The organism is Gammaproteobacteria bacterium (genome assembly GCA_021648145.1).
GTDB lineage: Bacteria > Pseudomonadota > Gammaproteobacteria > JAADGQ01 > JAADGQ01 > S141-38.
The window spans coordinates 17711-32538 of sequence record JAKITI010000011.1 but is presented as its reverse complement, the minus strand read 5'-3'; the positions used below and the strand labels follow the sequence as shown (position 1 = coordinate 32538).

Annotated in this window: 16 protein-coding genes; 3 read left to right on the top strand and 13 right to left on the bottom strand. The window is 47.2% G+C overall.

Features of this window, described 5'->3' with window-relative positions:
• Positions 1-18: 18 nt before the first annotated feature.
• The 4 genes from L3J70_08370 to L3J70_08355 form a co-directional block, all read right to left on the bottom strand.
• Positions 19-429 carry a MerR family transcriptional regulator gene (locus L3J70_08370; protein MCF6236365.1) on the bottom strand — a complete coding sequence of 137 codons (411 nt, stop codon included), beginning with the start codon at positions 427-429 and terminating at the stop codon, positions 19-21.
• Between the two features lie 76 nt (positions 430-505).
• Positions 506-994, bottom strand: coding sequence for a hypothetical protein (locus L3J70_08365; protein ID MCF6236364.1), 489 nt, complete (start codon positions 992-994; stop codon positions 506-508).
• A gap of 26 nt (positions 995-1020) precedes the next feature.
• On the bottom strand, positions 1021-1923 hold the full coding sequence (locus tag L3J70_08360) for a copper resistance protein B (GenBank protein MCF6236363.1): 903 nt from the start codon (positions 1921-1923) through the stop codon (positions 1021-1023).
• Between the two features lie 34 nt (positions 1924-1957).
• Positions 1958-3643: a copper resistance system multicopper oxidase gene (locus tag L3J70_08355; protein ID MCF6236362.1), complete on the bottom strand. Its 1686-nt coding sequence runs from the start codon at positions 3641-3643 to the stop codon at positions 1958-1960.
• Positions 3644-3959: 316 nt separating this feature from the next.
• Here L3J70_08355 and L3J70_08350 point away from each other — a divergent pair, with 316 nt between their 5' ends.
• Positions 3960-4790, top strand: a complete 831-nt coding sequence (locus L3J70_08350) for a zinc-dependent peptidase (GenBank protein MCF6236361.1) — start codon at positions 3960-3962, stop codon at positions 4788-4790.
• Between the two features lie 3 nt (positions 4791-4793).
• Here the strand turns inward: L3J70_08350 and L3J70_08345 are convergent, their stop codons facing one another.
• On the bottom strand, positions 4794-5978 hold the full coding sequence (locus tag L3J70_08345; GenBank protein ID MCF6236360.1) for a hypothetical protein: 1185 nt from the start codon (positions 5976-5978) through the stop codon (positions 4794-4796).
• Between the two features lie 194 nt (positions 5979-6172).
• Between L3J70_08345 and L3J70_08340 the strand changes: the two genes are divergently transcribed.
• Both L3J70_08340 and L3J70_08335 read left to right on the top strand, forming a co-directional pair.
• The gene (locus tag L3J70_08340) at positions 6173-7531 is read left to right on the top strand and encodes a DASS family sodium-coupled anion symporter (protein ID MCF6236359.1); all 1359 of its coding nucleotides are present in this window, start codon (positions 6173-6175) and stop codon (positions 7529-7531) included.
• 10 nt (positions 7532-7541) lie between these two features.
• Positions 7542-9956, top strand: coding sequence for a fatty acid cis/trans isomerase (locus L3J70_08335; GenBank protein ID MCF6236358.1), 2415 nt, complete (start codon positions 7542-7544; stop codon positions 9954-9956).
• Between the two features lie 45 nt (positions 9957-10001).
• Here L3J70_08335 and L3J70_08330 read toward each other — a convergent pair whose 3' ends face one another.
• The 8 genes from L3J70_08330 to L3J70_08295 are packed head-to-tail and all read right to left on the bottom strand — an operon-like array spanning position 10002 to position 14828.
• Positions 10002-10709, bottom strand: coding sequence for a lycopene cyclase domain-containing protein (locus L3J70_08330; GenBank protein ID MCF6236357.1), 708 nt, complete (start codon positions 10707-10709; stop codon positions 10002-10004).
• A gap of 5 nt (positions 10710-10714) precedes the next feature.
• Entirely contained in the window at positions 10715-10918 is a 204-nt protein-coding gene (locus L3J70_08325; protein MCF6236356.1) for a Na+/H+ antiporter NhaA, read from the bottom strand.
• A 55-nt stretch (positions 10919-10973) separates the two neighbouring features.
• Positions 10974-11900 (bottom strand): patatin-like phospholipase family protein, encoded by a 927-nt coding sequence (locus L3J70_08320; protein ID MCF6236355.1) that lies wholly within the window; start codon positions 11898-11900, stop codon positions 10974-10976.
• A gap of 3 nt (positions 11901-11903) precedes the next feature.
• Entirely contained in the window at positions 11904-12557 is a 654-nt protein-coding gene (locus L3J70_08315; protein ID MCF6236354.1) for a methyltransferase domain-containing protein, read from the bottom strand.
• Positions 12558-12582: 25 nt separating this feature from the next.
• Entirely contained in the window at positions 12583-13209 is a 627-nt protein-coding gene (locus L3J70_08310) for a CBS domain-containing protein (protein MCF6236353.1), read from the bottom strand.
• Entirely contained in the window at positions 13206-13556 is a 351-nt protein-coding gene (locus L3J70_08305) for a P-II family nitrogen regulator (protein ID MCF6236352.1), read from the bottom strand. Before L3J70_08305 ends, L3J70_08310 begins: the two co-directional genes overlap by 4 nt.
• Before the next feature lie 15 nt (positions 13557-13571).
• Positions 13572-14705 carry an NAD(P)/FAD-dependent oxidoreductase gene (locus L3J70_08300; GenBank protein ID MCF6236351.1) on the bottom strand — a complete coding sequence of 378 codons (1134 nt, stop codon included), beginning with the start codon at positions 14703-14705 and terminating at the stop codon, positions 13572-13574.
• Between the two features lie 15 nt (positions 14706-14720).
• Complete coding sequence (locus tag L3J70_08295; protein MCF6236350.1) at positions 14721-14828, bottom strand: DUF2933 domain-containing protein; 108 nt, start codon at positions 14826-14828, stop codon at positions 14721-14723.

Sequence of the window (14828 nt, the reverse complement as noted above, 5' to 3'; positions counted from 1 at the left end):
TGCAATTAGTTAAAAATTTCACTCTATAGATTCGATCAGGTAGCAGATCGCCTCACCATCAGGTTCGCCATTAGGCATTGATTTCCATTTTCCCAAGGCATCGCCCATGCGCTGTTGTAATTTGTTCAATTCAAGCAACTTATCACTATTGTCATTGATGCGTCGCTGAATCATCTCTCGCACGGCTGGACAAGGTGATTGCCCATCACTGCTGTGATCAAAAATAGTTTTGATATCTCGCAACGAAAAACCAAGCCCTTTGGCACGGTAAATGAATTTTGCTTTTTTAATATCATAATCACTAAAAAGTTTATAGCTGTTAGCCGGATCACGTGATGGCGTTAAAAGGCCGATGCGCACATAGTGACGTACCGCATCGGGTGTTATTTTTGCTACTTTTGATAGCTCACTGACCGTTAGCATATTCATCACCTCATCAATCGCTTTACGCCTATATAATCCTGAGTGTAAACCCTATGTGTTGCACGTAGGTCAACTCTTTATCTCAAATTCGTGGTGGTGGCTTATTACAACAAGGTGCGGCCGCTGGAGCCAGATTTTCCAGCTCGTTTTCTTCACTGTTATGCACCCAGGCACGACACAGGCGCTCCAACCAACCACTCCCCAGCTCAACACCAACATCGACCAACACCTTTTCTATTTGCAGCTCTGTCACCTGCAACAGATCGTAGATAATATTTACTTTGCCGCCCTCTACAGTCACTTTTTTCACACCCATTACTTCCATTAAATAGGGTATGAGCAGCTCAGTCACCTCATCAGACAATGGTTCGGAGACAGACATCGTTCGTTGCTTTAAAACTACATTTTTCTCTTTTCCCGCTTTGGAGCTATACAGGCTCGGGTGCACTGCAAATGTTTCTCTGCATTGCGTCGAGCAGAAATAAAAGTGCATTTTGTGATGCTCCAGTACTGGCACTTCAACATTCACTGCCATACCACACACGGGGCAAATATCACTCAGTTCTGTCATCACCTCACCTCCTCTCTTTCTAACGATCAAAACCAAAAGCGCACTCCAGCGACGAATCGTGTATCACTCTGAGATTGTCCTGCGATTCTGGCGTAATCTTTAGTATCACCAAACTGTACTGCCCGTTCAATGCCGATATAGGGCGCAAATTCGCGGCGTATTTCGTAACGCAACCGCAGGCCTGCCGTCATATCAGAAAGGCCGGAACCCAGCGCAAGCTCTGGACTCTCCTTGCCGTAAACAGCCATTTCCAGGCGGGGTTGCAGAATCAGTTTTTGGGTAAATAACAGTTCGTACTCAGCTTCAAATCCCAATGCACTGCGGCCACCCTCACCCAGATATGCAGTGACATCCAGCTCAAACCAGTAGGGAGCCAAGCCCTGAAAGCCGAAGGCCAACCAGCTTTGATCCGAGCCTGCACCACTATCATGGCGCAAACCAAGTTGCAGATCCCAAAACGTTGCAACAGCATGACCCCATAACAATTCGGTACTCACCTCTTCAAACGCACCATCAGCATATTCACCTTCAAGCTTGAGCACAGCTCGATTAAAATCACGCCCAAACCAAGCCTGCATATCGTAGGCCATACTGTTGTCACCTGAGTTACGCACTGCCTCAAGCCGATCAACCAACAACGATCCAAAGTTGCTTTCATCTGCAAGGTAGGGTCGCATCGGAGCAAAATCGAGTCCACCGGAATAGGCATGGGGATCACGAGCATCGTCTGGGGCCGATCCACCTTGCATCTTACCCATTGCCATACCTGAATTTTTGCCATGATCCATTCCTGGCATAGCACCATGATTCACTCCACTACCCATTTCCATTCCTGTATTTTCCCGCATGCTTTCACCCGCCGCCCACACGGATGAAGCACTGCTACCGACTGCCAATACTGTAATAATCAATATCAATGTTCTGCTCATTTTGCTCACCTTAATCTCTTCGTTAATCCCGAATTCACTTCACCACCACTTCACGGAACATTCCCGCATACATGTGGTAAAGCAGGTGGCAATGCCATGCCCAGCGGCCAAGAGCATCGGCAGTGACCAGAAAGCTGATACGCTGCGCCGGTTGCACACTTATGGTATGACGGCGTGCCATAAACTCACCGTTGGGAGATTCCAGCTCACTCCACATGCCGTGCAGATGCATCGGGTGAGCCATCATGGTGTCATTGTGCAAGATCACTCGCAGACGTTCGTTATGGCGAAAATGAATAGGGGTTGACTGACCAAACGATAAACCATCAATAGACCAGGCGTAACGTTCCATATTACCGGTGAGATGCAGTTCAATTTCTCGCTCCGCTCCACGCGGATCGAGTGGCCCACCAATGGTGTGCAGATCAGCGTAGGTCAGCACTCGGCGACCATTATTCCGCAAACCAATACCCGGGTCATCCAGGTTGGTGCGCGGCTTGTCGACCCGCATATCAACACTGGGGCCATATTCTGTTTTAGCATGACGTACCGCGACAGCGGCCATGCCACCGCTCATATCGGCCATGCCTAACCACTGTGGCTCATCGACCTCCGGCACTGCTGCGCTAAGACCCGCTTTAGTCGCCAAGGTGCCACGCGCATATCCGGTGCGTTCCGTAGATTGTGAAAAGATGGTGTAGGCCTCATCCTCAGGAGTCACTATTACATCGTAGGTTTCACCCGGTCCGCAACGGAATTCGTCTACCGTTATCGGCTCAACATCTTGCCCGTCTACATGCACCACCGTCATCTTCAAGCCAGGTATGCGTACATCAAAGTAACTTTGGGTGCCAGCACTGATGAAACGTAGTCGAACCCGTTCGCCAGGTTTGAATAGACCTGTCCAGTTACCCGCCGGAGTCATTCCATTCATGAGGTAGGTGTAGGTGTAAGCAGAGACATCCGCCAGATCGGTGGGACTCATCCGCATTTTATTCCACATGTGCCTCTTTTTCATTGCGCTGGCAAATCCGTCAGAGGAGACATCACGAAAAAAATCGACCACCGTCGGCTCATTGAAATTGTAATAATCGCTCTGTTTTTTCAACTTTTTGAAAACGGCCATTGGGTCTTCATCCGTCCAGTCAGAAAGCACGACCACATGATCACGGTCAGCATGAATAGAATCACCTGCTGCCGGATCAATAATAATGGCGCCATACATTCCAGTTTGTTCCTGAAATCCTGAATGGGAGTGATACCAATATGTTCCATACTGTTCCACTTTAAAACGATAAGTAAACGTTTCCCCGGGTGCAATACCTGGAAAACTGATACCCGGCACACCATCCATCTGATATGGCAAGAGAATTCCGTGCCAGTGTATTGAAGTCGATACGCTCATGCGATTGGTGACACGAATGGTCACCGTTTCACCCTCACGCCAACGCAAGGTCGGTGCAGGGATTGAGCCGTTAATCGTTGTTGCCATACGAGGGCTGCCCGTAAAATTAACCGGCATCTCCGTAATTGTGAGATCAAACTCGGTGCCACTCAGTATCGGTGCTGCACCCGTTGTTGTCGCATTAGATTGCTCGGCCCAAGCGGGTTTTAACCATGTAGACAAACCCAGCAAAGCCCCACCTGCAGCAAGACCTTGTACAAATTGTCGGCGCGGTAAATTGGGAAGTGCCAGCGACTCTGGAGTCGAATGTTTCATTGCTTTCATGAGCCTCACTCTCTAAATATTTAAGCTTAGAGAATAACGCTTGATCTATGTCTATCATGTGACCATTGCATTACAATTTTGTAATGTACTTAGGAACGGTCACGGCAATAATCAGGCCATAGTTTTACTTGCCGCAAGCCTGGCATCGACATTGTTTCAGCTTGTGCCTTTTTTCCAGATGGACTCTTTTTCTTTGTCATGGTAGTCACCTCTTCAGATATATGATATTGATCACTCAAGTTTAAATTTGCAGCGTAACAGCTATGGGTTACACATATGTCAAGCCCTATTCACACAAAAGATTGCTATGAATATAATAAAATGGGTTAAACGTCAGCGTACTCGTCATACCCTCAAGCACCACTCAATCCCCTACTCTTTGTGGAAAAAATCGCTTCGCAAAGCCGCACTTCTACACGACCTGAGTTCGGTAGAAAAGGCTCGATTGCGAAGGTTAGCCACGCTGTTTCTTTATCACAAAGCAATCAACGGTGCGCGCGGCTTTAAACTCACCGATGAGATGCTTGTCGTGATCGCGGCTCAGGCCGCACTGCCCATTTTGAAACTTGGGCTGAACTACTACAGCAATTGGGTTGAGGTGATTATCTATCCGGGTGCTTTTCGTGTCAGCCATAACAATATTGACCCCAACGGGTTGAGTTCAAACGAAATGAACACCTTGAGTGGAGAAGCCTGGTTACGTGGCCCGGTGATTCTCTCCTGGGAGGATATTGAACACGATCTACATGCACCCCACCTAGGACATAACGTGGTGATACATGAGTTCGCACACAAGCTCGACATGCTGGATGGCAGCGCCGATGGCCTGCCGCCACTTCACCCGACAATGAAAATCAAACAGTGGGCAGACGTACTCAGCACTGCTTACGACGTTTTACGCCAGCAGGTCGCCCACCACCATCGAACACGTATTAACGCTTATGCAGCCACAACACCCGCCGAGTTTTTTGCCGTCGTCAGCGAATATTTTTTTGCCGCACCAACCATTCTTAATCACCACTGCCCCGAGGTATACCAACAGTTGGTACAATTTTATCGCCAAGACCCGCTCGCTCGCCAAAAACAGAAAAACCTTAGCGATTTTGATAACGAAGGGTCTATTTCTAAGCTCTTATAAAGATCAACCCGCAGGCACTGCAAAAATCAGAACAAACGCTAAAATAGCGCCGATAAAAACGAATAAAATACGCTTACTGGTATTGTTACAAACCGAAAAAGCGACAATACATTGCAACAGATAATAAAAAGCAAATGCCCGTGATGCCAGCGCGATGATTTCGAACGTAGAACTCGTCCAGGCCAGAAGCATCGCAGCCACGCCGACGAACAGATAACCCCAGCGTGTACTGATGCGTTGCTGGGTGGTCTCTTTTAGATTCGCCGCCGCAGCCAGCGTATCAGCCACAGCGGCTGAGAACTGCGACATGCCTGCTGCAATAATCAAAGGAATGGGGAGCAGCAGGGATGCTGTCGCTGCCAGAGTAATCAGGCTGTTGTCGTCATAAACACCATTGAGTGCCGATACAATCGGGAGTGCCAAGGCAACAAAAAGCACGTAAATACCGAGGGAAAAATATTGCGACCAACGAGAGGCTTCGATACGAGTTGCTGCATCAAACTCCTCACCCAGATAACGGGTGGTCTCAAACCCCTGAACGATAATAAGTGTACCTGCAATGATGGTAATCACTTCCCAGGCCGTTCGATCAGGAATTTCTGGCAGTGTGAATTGTTTGAGTGTGATGTATTGATTGAAGTCATAAGCTGCAAACATAAAAAGCAACAGTCCGAGGATAACGATGGTCACATAGAGTGCCCAACGCTCAAGTTTCTCCAAAGGTTTTAGGCCGCCAAAAAGACCAATGACGGTAATTACACCAATAATGAGCGTGGTCATCAGATTTTTATTAAAGGCCGTGTCTAAATCAAAGCTGGCCAATACAAACGAAGAGAGGATATGAATATATAAACAGACCGAAACCACATAAGCTGCGACAAGCGCAAAAGAAGAGAGTTTTTCTGCAAAGAGTGTGACTGAATTGCTTCCTCTCGCCAATACAGGTTCCGCACAAAGTATATTGTGCCTGACGATGCTGCCCACCAAAAAGGCGATAAACGCGACGACGATCATTGCCAGTAGCGCATAAGGCCCTACGGCGCTGGCCAAAACGGGGACAACAACAAGAAAGCCGCTGCCAAAAATTGAAGCCAACGGAGTGCTCATTGCAGGGATAATCTGGCCCACGGGTACGTGATCTGTTTTTAGCTTGCAAACAGAATCGCTACACGGTAGTTTTGGGGGCATATTCCCTGTCCTTTTATTGGGTTCCTGGAAGGGCGGAAAGTATAAGCCACCTTCTTGCCGGAATGCTATTTGTACTTTAATGGGGTGACTTGTATGTCTATCCTAAAAACAACATAAAAATGAAACATTTACTGCAATCACGACAAAACATGGGATTTTTCGGTGGGATACTATTATTCCTAGTGATCTCATTTATGCCCACATCAGAGTCACTCACACCTGCTGCTTTGCATGTTGCGGCGATTGCTACTCTAATGGCCGTCTGGTGGGTGACAGAGCCCGTCCCTATTCCCATCACAGCTTTGATACCCATCGCCCTGTTCCCAACATTTGATGTGATGAGTGTTCATCAAGTCACCAGTAATTATGCCAATCATATTATCTTTCTTTTTCTGGGTGGTTTTATTATCGCGCTCTGTTTTGAGCGATGGAATCTGCATAAACGCATTGCCCTGTATGTGATTTCCATTGTCGGTAACAGCCAGAAAAGAATATTGCTGGGGTTCATGTTGGCGACGGCACTGTTATCAATGTGGGTGTCAAATACAGCAACGACACTGATGATGATCCCCGTTGTTGTTGCCGTCATAAAAAAGATTGATGAATCAGGAGAGTCTATTTTTGGTATGACGTTGATGTTAGGTGTTGCTTATTCCGCCTCAATCGGTGGTGTTTCTACTTTGATCGGAACGCCACCTAACGCGATACTTGCAGGTGTGCTTGAGCAGCAACTCAATATTAGTATCAGTTTTTTTGACTGGCTTGTGTTTGCACTGCCTCTATCTTTGATTTTTCTGGCATTGACCTGGGTCTACCTGTGTTACTTGCAAAAAAAAGAACATATTCACATCAAGCCACTGGACAAGGCCGTAATCAAAGATGAGCTTGCCAAGTTAGGCCAAATAACACCTGAAGAGAAAAAAATACTTGGAGTGTTTATTTTGGTGGCGCTGGCATGGATCGCCCGAGGCTTAATTGACATTGAATTCTTCAAACAGATCAAAGACTCAACGATTGCCATCTTTGGGGCCATTCTACTATTTATCATTCCCGCTAAAAACCGATCAACACGATTAATGGATTGGGATACCGCAAAAAAATTACCGTGGGATATTTTGCTTCTGTTTGGAGGTGGTTTTGCGCTGGCCTCAGGTTTTAGTGAAACAGGTTTAACGACCTGGATTGGAGGCCAGTTAAATTTTCTGGCAGATGTGAATATCCTATTCATCATATTGGCCGTGTCACTTTTGGTCATTTTTCTAACCGAAGTCACATCCAATACGGCAACAGCCAGTCTATTAATTCCAATCATGGTGGGATTGTCTGAAGTCATGCAGTTACCGCCGATGTATCTTATGGCCACCGTTGCTATATCTGCGTCATGTGCCTTTATGTTGCCCGTTGCGACACCACCGAATGCCATTGTTTACAGCAGCCGGTTTGTAACGATCCAGCAGATGGCTAAAACAGGATTTTTATTGAACATTCTTGGCAGTCTATTAATCACACTTTTTATTGTTAGATTTTTACCGTGGGTGTTTTCTTTAGGTTAAAATCACCCCTATGAACATCATAAAGTGGGTCATTAACAAACGGTTCCAGATTATTTTATTGGTGACCTTGTTGTCCGCTATTTTTGCTTACGCTACACAGCAAGCCCCGCACTTGATGGATAACGATCTTGAACTGGCTTCAGCATCGGCGTTGCTGAATGGTCCGGTGAAGTATGAGCAACAGGTCAAACCTATTTTGGAACGACGCTGTGTGGTTTGCCACGGTTGTTACGATGCGCCTTGTCAATTGAAACTCTCTTCTATTGAAGGTTTGCAGCGCGGTGCCAATGAAGAGCGTATCTACGAACCTAAACGTATGACTACCATGGAGCCGACACGTCTGTATATTGATGCCAAAACAACAGACCAGTGGCGTGTGCGTGGATTTACTCCAGTGCTGAATGAGGCTGAACAAACGCCAGAAAACAATTTAAAAAATTCAGTGCTGTACCATCTTTTGCGTTTAAAACAACAGCACCCGCAACCGAATCAAGATCAACTGCCAGAAAGTTTTACTCTTGGGCTTGATCGGGAGGAGAGTTGCCCAACGCTGGAAGAAATTGATGAGTTTTCCCAGAAAAATCCGCTGTGGGGTATGCCCTATGCGATGCCCAATCTTTCAGAGAAAGAGTACCGAACTTTGGTCTCCTGGCTAGCTCAGGGTTCACCGACCTCAGCGCCTGCAACCCCTTCGATTACAGTGCTACCACAGATAAAAGAGTGGGAGGATTTTTTAAACCAACCGTCCAACAAGCAGCGGCTGGTGAGCCGCTACCTGTATGAACACCTGTTTCATGCCCATATCCATTTTTCAGGATCACCTGTGCGGGAATTTTATCGTTTAGTGCGTTCCACCACGCCAGCGGGTGAAACGATTGATGAAATCCCGACTTTGCGTCCCTATGATGACCCCGGCACTGCACCTTTTTATTACCGCCTTTTGATATACCAGCCCTCTATCGTAGCCAAAAATCATATCGTCTATGAGTTTTCAAAGCAGCGTATGCAGCGTTATCGTGAACTTTTTTTTGCAGTGGATTATGAGGTGACTCAACTGCCTTCTTATGAGCCGAAGATGGCGGCCAATCCATTCAAAACATTTGCTGCGATACCGACAACATCACGTTACCGATTTTTGTTAGACGATGCACATTTTTTTATTGAAGGGTTTATCAAAGGGCCGGTTTGCCGTGGGCAGATTGCACTGGATGTAATTGAAGATCGTTTTTGGATCATGTTTTTTGACCCAAACCAGCTGGTGATGACTAATAGCGCTCAGTTCATTGATGAGATGGCGGACGAACTTCAAGTGCCTTCTGATGGCGGCAGTAACCTGGAATTACTGCGTATTTGGACAGACTACTGGAAAGGTCAGCGGCGCTACATGGAGAAAAAACAGGATTGGTTCAAGACTGTTGGTACTCACGATCTGGATCATGCGATGAATTTTATTTGGGACGGTGATGGTAAAAACCCCAATGCTGCGCTGACCGTTTTCAGGCACTTTGACAGTGGCTCGGTGACATACGGTTTGGTAGGGAGTGAGCCGGAAACTGCCTGGGTGATTGATTATCCGCTGTTTGAGCGTATTCATTATCTACTGGTCGCCGGGTTTGATGTTTATGGCAACTTGGGCCATCGAATGAGTACCCGAATCTATATGGACTTTTTGCGCATGGAAGGAGAGGATTATTTTCTCGCTTTTCTCCCAGCCAGTCGGCGCAAGGCGATACGTGACTCTTGGTATGTGGGACAGCGCAGCACGATTGATGAGCTATTTTCTGCGCCACAAGCGTGGTTAAGCACCGAGTCAGTGACTGACTATCAGACTGATAACCCTCAACAGGAGTTGTATCAAAATATTAAAGCCAGGCTCGCAACTGTGGAGCAACAGGCAGAGGCAATGAACCGTTGCGGTCGTCTCAGGTGTGAAGAAAACGTAGCAAAAGATGCACGAATAAAGACAGGTATTGCAATGGTGAAAATTGCGAAACTACAAGGGAAAAACCTGGAAACATTTCCTGATGTTGCTTTTGTACGAATCAAAATGGATCAGCCGAAAGAAGATTTTGGCTATACATTGATCCGCAATAAAGCTTATAAAAATGTCACCTCTTTTCTAGCCGATGAACATGAGCGCAACCGCGCTGATATTGACTCTGATTCAATGACCGTAGTGAAGTGGCTGGAGGGTTCCTATCCCAATTTCTTTTTTTCGGTCGCCTTATCCGAGATTGATGAATTTGCCAAACATTGTGCGGCTATTCGTAATCAGGCGGACTATAAGAAGTTTGTTGATCGCTATGGCGTGAGGCGAACAAACCCTGAATTCTGGCAGATGGCCGATTGGTTTCAGGGTGAATCAGCAAAGAACAAACTTGTTCAGGCGGGATTGTTTGATTTGAATCGTTATCATAATCGCTGAGCAGGAAAACGCTAATAGATCAGCCCCTGGGAGTCCGAAAGCTATTCATTTACCCTGATCGCTATCCATCAATTTTCGCCAGGTAAAGTGCTCATAAACTCCAGACCAGTACATACCAAAGCCGATGGCAAACAGCAACTCTTCAATCGGCATAAACCACACCGTGACACCTGACAACACTTCCATGTTCCAGACACGATCAATATAACCTGGCGCACTCCACTCCAGACCTGCCAAAAAGATTGCGTAATAGACCAAAAACAGCAGACCACCGATCCAGGTTTTTCGTTTCAGGTCTGGCCGACAACGCATCGTTGCCCACGCTCCCGCAAACATGGCGAGAATAGAGGGGTAAATCGGATTCCAGGGAAAGTAATAAAGTGCAATAAAAACAATAAACGGTGCTGAGAGAGCGAGGTAATGGTAACGATGCTGACCGTGATGACGCACACAGCCCCCCACAGCTTGAGGAACCTTTTTACTCAGAAGATTATAAAATACCGAACCAATGCCCCCAATTCCAAAACAGAAAATCAGGCTTTCGATATCAAAGCCGGTATTCTCGGCCAGATCAAACAGACTCGGTGGCATCCAGTATTCCGGCACAAACAGCGGTTCAGTCAAACCAAACGGCATAGTAAACAAGCTTGCCCACAGCATCGCCCGCCGCTGAGCAGGAAAGCGCCAATAGACCAGCCCCCAGGGAATCAGAAATGCACTCGACCAGAGTAACCAGACATATTGATCAGACATCATATTTATCTCTCTTTTTTCTTAGAATAATTATCACAACTTCGGTATAACACAAACATTCCGACCGCCGCCGACATGAGTGAACCCACAATAATGGAAAGACGTGCCTCCGCTAATAACTCAGCATCAACAAAAGCCAATAAGGTAATAAAAAGGCTCATGGTAAAACCAATACCGGTAATCGGCGGCATATCACAACCAGACAACATCACGCTACCAACCTAAAGAAATAGAAAAAAAGTCATTTTAATCATATATAACCTCCTAAGGATCACAGTGCCGCCATGGAGTAAACAGCGTGCGTAATTTATGGGTCGTGCTGCCAGTGATAGGTAAATAGGGTTCCAGCAACGCTTCAGCCTGCTGTTTGGCAGCCATCTGCACCTGTGCCCCGCCCTTACTGAGCGGCCAGGTAATTTCAGGAAGGTCGGGCTCAATTACCACAACTGGCGCACCACAACCACACCGACATTGACGAAAATCAATTGCTTTATCGCTCAGATACCAAGGGCGTTTGCGATAAAGTAATAGATAGAGAATTTCTACCAATGACCACGGTTGTTGCAACGCATGAGCCATCCCTTCCGATCCTTCACGACACACTGATGCGTGGTGAACGATCAAGGCATCAAGTTTGTGGCGGCAACAGATCGCTTCGGTCGAAGCCAATTCGATGGTCGCACCATCACTGAACAACTCTCCGTCGATTTCCACTGGACGATACAGCACCGGCATGGCGGCACTGGCCATAATACGAGGTGCCAAGTCGCCTGACGAAAAAAGGGTTTTACTGCCTTGCGTTAGATTGGTCGCAAGGGAATAAAACGGAATTGGGCAGGTTTCGAAGGTCTGTGTGGCGAGGTTATTACGGATGAAATCAATGGCCGCACTGCTCCCTGAAATACCCGTGTAACCCCTCCCCTTGTGCACTGCCATCTGCCAAATAAAACGCGACCATGAGTCGGGAGTCCAATACTCCCGTGTCTCTACACTGGCAAGACGCTCCGCCCATTGCTGTAGATCAGTACCACTGGCATAGACACCGCCCACCAGAGCACCCGCGCTGCAACCAGCAATAGCACCGATTTCTATACCCATTTGTTCCAATGCAAGCAAAAAACCGGTATGAGCGAACACTCCTCGCCCTCCCCCGGAACTCAACACCACACCAATTTTCTTTGTCTTTGCCATCAATCAGCCTACGATTACTCTCTTGCTCGCTGTTGCTGTCATCATCCCCCAGAACCAGTTGATTTTGTAGCGATCAATTTTTATATCATCAAACTCTGACAAAAACAGAAGCTTGTAACACTCTTTTTTTCCATATGTTTTGAAATGGGCTTTATTAAAAACCCGAAGAAACAGGCCATATATTTTACAGAGCATATAATCACCACACCAATCAGTAATCACCAAACTTCCTGCCGGTTTCAAGACGCGCATCATCTCTTTGAGCGCCACCATCGGTTCGCGAATATAGTGAAACATGCTACAAGAGACAATGACATCAAATGCCTCATCTTCAAATGGCAATTTTTCAGCCCAACTTTGCTCTATATGAACTTTTTTCGACAAGCGTTTCTCAGCGAGATCAAGCATACCCCGAGTTGGGTCAACTCCTGCCAAAATAGCATTGGGGTGGCGCTTTTCCAGCGCCGCCAGCAGCGCACCTGTGCCACAGCCAATATCAAGCAAACGTTCCCCCGCCTGAAGATCAACACGTTTCAATGTCTGTTTGAGCGTTGCTTCAACATAAAAGTGCCACCTCTCATCATATTCCTCTGCCAAATGGGCGTACTCTTTTTGCACAGGGTTTTCATGATCATTTTTCAAACCAGTATGTTTCATAACCATCGACCGCAAGGCATACCCATTACGCCCACAACTCCAATACAAAATGACGCATCACAGCACTCAACACATCGCTGCGGGTGATAATGCCCTTTAACTCACCATCTGTGACAATCGGCAGCGCCCCGATACGCTGCTCAACAAACAGGCGGGCAACGTAGCGAATATCTGTATCAACACTGGCCGTCAATACCGGCAATTTCATCAACTCGCCTATTCGTGCATTTCTACTATTATTATGTGATACCTGTTGTTGATAATTTTCTGTTACACCACTTAGGTGGCGCAACACATCCCGTTCTGACACCATACCAAGCAATTCACCTGCAGACGAAACGATAGGCAGGTGACGAATCTGTTTCTCCTGGAATAACACCAAGGCATCGGCAACGACAGCCTGAGAGGATAAAGTCACCACTGGTGAACGCATAACTTTCTCGGCCACTACAACGTCAGTGGCCTGCGGCAACTCACTGATGGATTGATAAGCCTCCGCACCACTCTGTTCTCCAGCGTGCTCACGATGCTCTTTTTCATCAAAAGACCGCACAGGAGTCACCGCTGCCGTTTTCTCAACACCCGATTTTTTAAAGACTTCATTCAGTGGCATCTGTTCATGGGCACTCAGCCCTTGTATATGAAATGTCATGGTTTAATTTCATTTTTATCACAAGGAGGCAATCTATCCACCTCCGCCTTGGTTCTGATGCGATAAAGCTTCTCCACTGGCAGTATCGCAACAATGCCATCGCCTTCCATATCAAGACTGGCAGCATCCATAATTTCTTTTGCAATAGCTTCGGCATCGCATACCTCAGTAAAAAGTTCGATGCGTGCATAATCTGTCAGCCAGTCCTTGGCATAAAAATCGGCGTATTCACCGTAACCTTTTACCTTGGTAACACTGAGACCTTTAACCCCAAAATCCTGTAATTTTCGTTCTACTTTTTCCAATAATTCAACGCGAAATATTGCCGTTACTTTTCGATAGTTCATTGTATTTTCTCCAGGTTATTCATGATCACAACACTTGCCTCGACACCAGATGCAGTGGCAATCGATGTGATCACAGGTGATATCTTTGCGACGACTTTCAAAGCGGCGATTAGCCCAGGGGCCAAGCAGACGTTTAAACAATGAAGGCTGATACTGGCTTCGCAGTGACTGACGCAAACTTGGTTTGGCGAGGTGATTGCGTAAAAACCAGCCGTAACCACGATTACCCAGCAAGGAAAAAAAGGCGCGGTTGACCACTGAGGTCTGCATCTGTGGTCGCAGCTCTCGCTGCCAGAGGGTGTCGTAGTTTTCTCCATTTAATAGACTTCGCGCTGCCAATACACCAGAGTGAATCGCCAGCCGCATACCAAAACCCCACAGCGTATCCTGAAAGCCGGCCTGCTCACCTACTCGCGGGTGAGAACCGCTGTAAGCACTGGCCGGAATATAAAAATTGCCGCTGCCGCCGTGGGGCTTGGGGTTTTTCATCTCCAGACCAACCAACTTTTCAAACGCCTCTATGGTTCGTTTTACGTAAATTTTCTCCTGTTTAAAACCGGAAAACATACAGCTTTTGACGGTACCCTTGCCGTTCATGACCAATAGATAAGCGTAGCCCTGTGGCGCGAGTTCATCGTCACAAATGACCCAGTAACCATCCACCATATTCGTCTCAAAGTGATAGCCGACGGCGATGGCATCGGCGGCACGCGGCCCAGCGGCAAGGATGCCCTCACCCGCCATGTGGCGCAGGCGGCTATTAAAACGCACCTCCACCCCCAAAGATTGCGCTTGCTGCAATAACGCGCTATCGAGTGTGCCGGAGTCAGAGCCGCGTTCGATGAGATAAAAAAGAGGTTCATCACTTTTGATCTCATAGGCATTTCGGGCAGGGTCAAACGCCGTGCCGTTGCGGCCGGGCATGGCGGTAAAATCTGTCGTTAAACCCAAAGATTCGAACACTTTGAGTACATCTTCTTCGGTGGTCCAGTTTTCCAGCCCCTGGAAATCACCGCCGAAACGGTGGCCCACCTCTTTGTGCGTTTCATGCACCACCACCTGGCGACCCGCATGGGCCAAGGTAATTGCCGCAGCCAATCCGGCTGGACCAGCACCAGCGATTTCTACGGGTGCTTTAGAGTGTTTCATTAAATAAACCCCCGTTTATTTATCATCGTCTGATTTATTGTGCCCACCGTGCATAAAAGCCATCATCGCCACACAACACGCCACTAACAAAAGTATTAACCAGTTTGCCGCTAACCATTCCAT

What these genes read in the sequence shown, in the direction of transcription:
- L3J70_08370 (MCF6236365.1), bottom strand. Translation starts at nt 429, where the DNA reads ATGAATATGCTAACGGTCAGTGAGCTATCAAAAGTAGCAAAAATAACA.
- L3J70_08365 (MCF6236364.1), bottom strand. Translation starts at nt 994, where the DNA reads ATGACAGAACTGAGTGATATTTGCCCCGTGTGTGGTATGGCAGTGAAT.
- L3J70_08360 (MCF6236363.1), bottom strand. Translation starts at nt 1,923, where the DNA reads ATGAGCAGAACATTGATATTGATTATTACAGTATTGGCAGTCGGTAGC.
- L3J70_08355 (MCF6236362.1), bottom strand. Translation starts at nt 3,643, where the DNA reads ATGAAACATTCGACTCCAGAGTCGCTGGCACTTCCCAATTTACCGCGC.
- L3J70_08350 (MCF6236361.1), top strand. Translation starts at nt 3,960, where the DNA reads ATGAATATAATAAAATGGGTTAAACGTCAGCGTACTCGTCATACCCTC.
- L3J70_08345 (MCF6236360.1), bottom strand. Translation starts at nt 5,978, where the DNA reads ATGCCCCCAAAACTACCGTGTAGCGATTCTGTTTGCAAGCTAAAAACA.
- L3J70_08340 (MCF6236359.1), top strand. Translation starts at nt 6,173, where the DNA reads ATGCCCACATCAGAGTCACTCACACCTGCTGCTTTGCATGTTGCGGCG.
- L3J70_08335 (MCF6236358.1), top strand. Translation starts at nt 7,542, where the DNA reads ATGAACATCATAAAGTGGGTCATTAACAAACGGTTCCAGATTATTTTA.
- L3J70_08330 (MCF6236357.1), bottom strand. Translation starts at nt 10,709, where the DNA reads ATGTCTGATCAATATGTCTGGTTACTCTGGTCGAGTGCATTTCTGATT.
- L3J70_08325 (MCF6236356.1), bottom strand. Translation starts at nt 10,918, where the DNA reads ATGTTGTCTGGTTGTGATATGCCGCCGATTACCGGTATTGGTTTTACC.
- L3J70_08320 (MCF6236355.1), bottom strand. Translation starts at nt 11,900, where the DNA reads ATGGCAAAGACAAAGAAAATTGGTGTGGTGTTGAGTTCCGGGGGAGGG.
- L3J70_08315 (MCF6236354.1), bottom strand. Translation starts at nt 12,557, where the DNA reads ATGAAACATACTGGTTTGAAAAATGATCATGAAAACCCTGTGCAAAAA.
- L3J70_08310 (MCF6236353.1), bottom strand. Translation starts at nt 13,209, where the DNA reads ATGACATTTCATATACAAGGGCTGAGTGCCCATGAACAGATGCCACTG.
- L3J70_08305 (MCF6236352.1), bottom strand. Translation starts at nt 13,556, where the DNA reads ATGAACTATCGAAAAGTAACGGCAATATTTCGCGTTGAATTATTGGAA.
- L3J70_08300 (MCF6236351.1), bottom strand. Translation starts at nt 14,705, where the DNA reads ATGAAACACTCTAAAGCACCCGTAGAAATCGCTGGTGCTGGTCCAGCC.
- L3J70_08295 (MCF6236350.1), bottom strand. Translation starts at nt 14,828, where the DNA reads ATGGAATGGTTAGCGGCAAACTGGTTAATACTTTTGTTAGTGGCGTGT.